The organism is Mesorhizobium sp. M7A.F.Ca.CA.001.10.2.1 (assembly GCF_003998575.1).
Lineage (GTDB): Bacteria > Pseudomonadota > Alphaproteobacteria > Rhizobiales > Rhizobiaceae > Mesorhizobium.
In genome coordinates this window covers 1-2,854 of sequence record NZ_RZQY01000731.1, presented here as the reverse complement: position 1 = coordinate 2,854, position 2,854 = coordinate 1, and the positions used below count along the sequence as shown (strand labels likewise).

Sequence of the window (2,854 nt, the reverse complement as noted above, 5' to 3'; positions counted from 1 at the left end):
GGACGAGAATGACCGCGCCAAGCAGGATCAGCACGATCGCCAGGACCAGCGGAAAATAGCCTGGCCCCATGCGCAAGGCGGTGCCGATTTCGAGACCGAGCGATTGCAGCGCGAACCATGCGCCGAAACCGATGAACAGGGCGGCGCACAGGCCGTTGGCCCTGTCGATCGCGAAAGGTTTCATGATGGTTCTCCAAGCCCGCACTGGGGTAGCGATGCCGAGCGGAATAGGGGCGCTGGTGGCGCCCCTATTCAAACCTCAGTCGGCGTACTGGCCGGCGGCTTCGATGATCGGCTTCCAGCGCGCGATCTCGCTTTCCAGCTTGGCCTTCAGTGCGGCGGGCGTGGCATCGGCCTCGAGCGACGGCTTGGTGCCGAGTTCGGCGAAGCGGGCGGCGACGTTCTGGTCCTTCAGCGCGACCTGCAGCGATTTCGACAGGCGTTCGGTGATCTCGGCCGGCGTGCCCTTGGGTGCATAGAGACCATGCCAGATGCCGACCTGCACATCGGGAAGGCCGCCTTCCACCGCCGTCGGCACGTCCTTCAGCACATCGAGGCGTTCCGGCGAGGTGACGGCATAGGCCTTGATGGTGCCGCCCTGGATCTGCTTGGTGGTGTTGGTCGTCTGGTCGCACATGATGTCGACCTGGCCGCCGAGGAGATCGGTCATGGCCGGGCCGGTGCCCTTGTAGGGCACGGTGACCAGCGGCGTCTTGATGGCGCTCATGAACAGCATGCCGCATAGATGCGAGGCCGCACCGATGCCGGCATTGGCGACGGTTATGGAATCCTTGTTGGCCTTGGCGTACTCCACCAGCCCCTTGAGGTCGGTGGGCTCCAGGTCCTTGCGGCCGACGATGGTCATCGGCACCTCGGTGACGAGGCCGACATATTCGAAGGCGTTCAGCGTGTCGTAGGCGAGCTTTCTGTACAGCGTCGCACTTGTCGCCATGCCGATATGATGGAGCAGCAGCGTATAACCGTCCGGCTCGGCGTTGGCGACGCGGCCGGCACCCAGCGTGCCGCCGGCGCCGCCGACATTTTCGACGATGACCTGCTGGCCGAGATCCTTCGACATCGCTTCGGCGACGAGGCGCGTGACCGTGTCGGTCGGGCCGCCGGCTGCAAACGGCACCACAACGGTGATGGTGCGTTCAGGATAGGTCTGCGCGCCGGCAGTGAACCCATAAAGCGCGACGGCCGCAGCAGCAGCCAGAGTGGTGACAAATCTTCTCATCGTGATCTCCTCCCAATACGTAAATCTCCAACCGCTGCGCGGGGTCCTCTCAACACCCTGCAGATGGAGCAACAACTAGCGCAAATTAACAGATTGCAACCGGACTCAAACGGCAAACTGCTGATGGGCGCCATCCTAATAGCCGTAGCCACGCGCCATCGCCGCGGCGAAGACCGGGATGAGCAGGAAGATGAAAGCTTCGGCGCGGATGTAGGTCTTCACGGACGCAAGCTCGGCCGCCGGCACCTGAAACGAGGCATTGCCGCTCGCCTGCCTGCTCCAGGATATGAAGCGGACGGTCGGGATGATCGACAGCAGGCCGACCACGACGAACGCCGCTATCTTGGCCCAGAACACCCAATTGTGGACGTAGAATTCCCAGCCCTTGAGGCCATAGAAGACGCGGCCGATGCCGACGACGATGATCAGCGTGGCAATGATGCCGTAATGGCGGTCGATGCCGGCGAGCCTCTTGAGCGTTGCAGCGCCCAGATCGCCGCGGATCAGGACGAATTCGGCGCCGATGATTCCCGCCAGCGAAAACACCAGCAGATGATGGAAGATCGCAAGCACAAGATCGGTGGTGTCCATGCTCTTTCCCTGGGGTTTGACGGCACCGCCCAGCGCCTGAAAAAAGGTCGCGCTGGCAGGTGTTGAATCAGCCTGCCGTGAAAAATAGCACCGTCGCGCAAAATTCCCATAGCGGTGGCTGGATGATGGGCCGTGTTGCCCTGGCCCCTTGCGCAGCACCGGCGATTTGCTAAGCGCTGACGATCCGTGCGAGGCAGATCCCATGAACAAACCACAAGCGACCAGCGCTCCTGTCATCGAAACGAAGCGAACCATCCTGCGGGCACACCGGCTGGACGATTTCGACACCTATGCCGCGATGTGGACGGATCCCGTCGTCACCCGCTTCATCGGCGGCAAACCGCGCACGCGCGAAGAAAGCTGGATGCGCTTCCTGCGTCACGCCGGCCTGTGGTCGCTGCTCGGCTATGGCTTCTGGGCGATCGAGGAGAAGGCGACCGGACGCTTCATCGGCGAGGCCGGGTTTCACGACCTGAAGCGCGACATGGAACCATCGATCGAAGGCATTCCCGAGGCCGGGTGGGCGCTGGTTCCGGCCGTGCACGGGGCGGGCTTCGCCACCGAGGTGGTTGGCCGCATCCTGGCGTGGAGCGAAGAGATTTTCGGGCGCGAGAAGACCGTCTGTATCATCGATCCGGAAAACGGCGCGTCGCTGAGGGTGGCTGCGAAGTGCGGTTACCGGGAAGTGGTGAAGACCACCTATCACGACACTCCGACCATCCTGCTGGCGCGGTGACCTGAGCCGCGGGCTGACAGCTGCCGGCGCCGGCATGATGGCGCCTGTCGCCAGCAATGATGACGAGGCGGGCCGCGCCAAGAACCGCTGTGGCCTGGTCAAATTGACTTGAGCGGGGCTTCCAACGAGGACGTGTTCTACGGCATGGCGTCCGCTGCCAGGCTTGCCCGCTCGAGCATGGAGGCGTCCTCGCCGAAGGCGCGGGTGGCGCGGGCCGCCGCCTCGAGCAGCGGACGCTTCATGCGCTGCAGAAATGCCGCGTCGACGCGCGTGCTGGGTCCAGCCAGGGT

The 2,854-nt window shown here is 63.7% G+C and carries 3 protein-coding genes and 1 pseudogene; 1 reads left to right on the top strand and 3 read right to left on the bottom strand.

The features are described from left to right. The 3 genes and pseudogenes from EN964_RS30785 to EN964_RS30775 form a co-directional block, all read right to left on the bottom strand. Window positions 1-184 (bottom strand): annotated as a pseudogene (locus EN964_RS30785) (tripartite tricarboxylate transporter TctB family protein); the annotation flags it as partial. Window positions 185-259: 75 nt separating this feature from the next. Continuing rightward, the gene (locus tag EN964_RS30780) at window positions 260-1,237 is read right to left on the bottom strand and encodes a tripartite tricarboxylate transporter substrate-binding protein (RefSeq protein WP_127271256.1); all 978 of its coding nucleotides are present in this window, start codon (window positions 1,235-1,237) and stop codon (window positions 260-262) included. 135 nt (window positions 1,238-1,372) lie between these two features. Beyond that, entirely contained in the window at window positions 1,373-1,828 is a 456-nt protein-coding gene (locus EN964_RS30775; protein ID WP_127271258.1) for a DUF2214 family protein, read from the bottom strand. Between the two features lie 202 nt (window positions 1,829-2,030). Between EN964_RS30775 and EN964_RS30770 the strand changes: the two genes are divergently transcribed. Next, a complete protein-coding gene (locus tag EN964_RS30770) occupies window positions 2,031-2,564 on the top strand; it encodes a GNAT family N-acetyltransferase (protein ID WP_127271811.1) in 534 nt (177 codons plus the stop codon). The last annotated feature ends 290 nt before the right edge of the window (window positions 2,565-2,854 follow it).

Bases quoted from the DNA above. Each gene is read 5' to 3' on its own strand.
- EN964_RS30780 (WP_127271256.1), bottom strand. From the start codon at position 1,237: ATGAGAAGATTTGTCACCACTCTGGCTGCTGCTGCGGCCGTCGCGCTT.
- EN964_RS30775 (WP_127271258.1), bottom strand. From the start codon at position 1,828: ATGGACACCACCGATCTTGTGCTTGCGATCTTCCATCATCTGCTGGTG.
- EN964_RS30770 (WP_127271811.1), top strand. From the start codon at position 2,031: ATGAACAAACCACAAGCGACCAGCGCTCCTGTCATCGAAACGAAGCGA.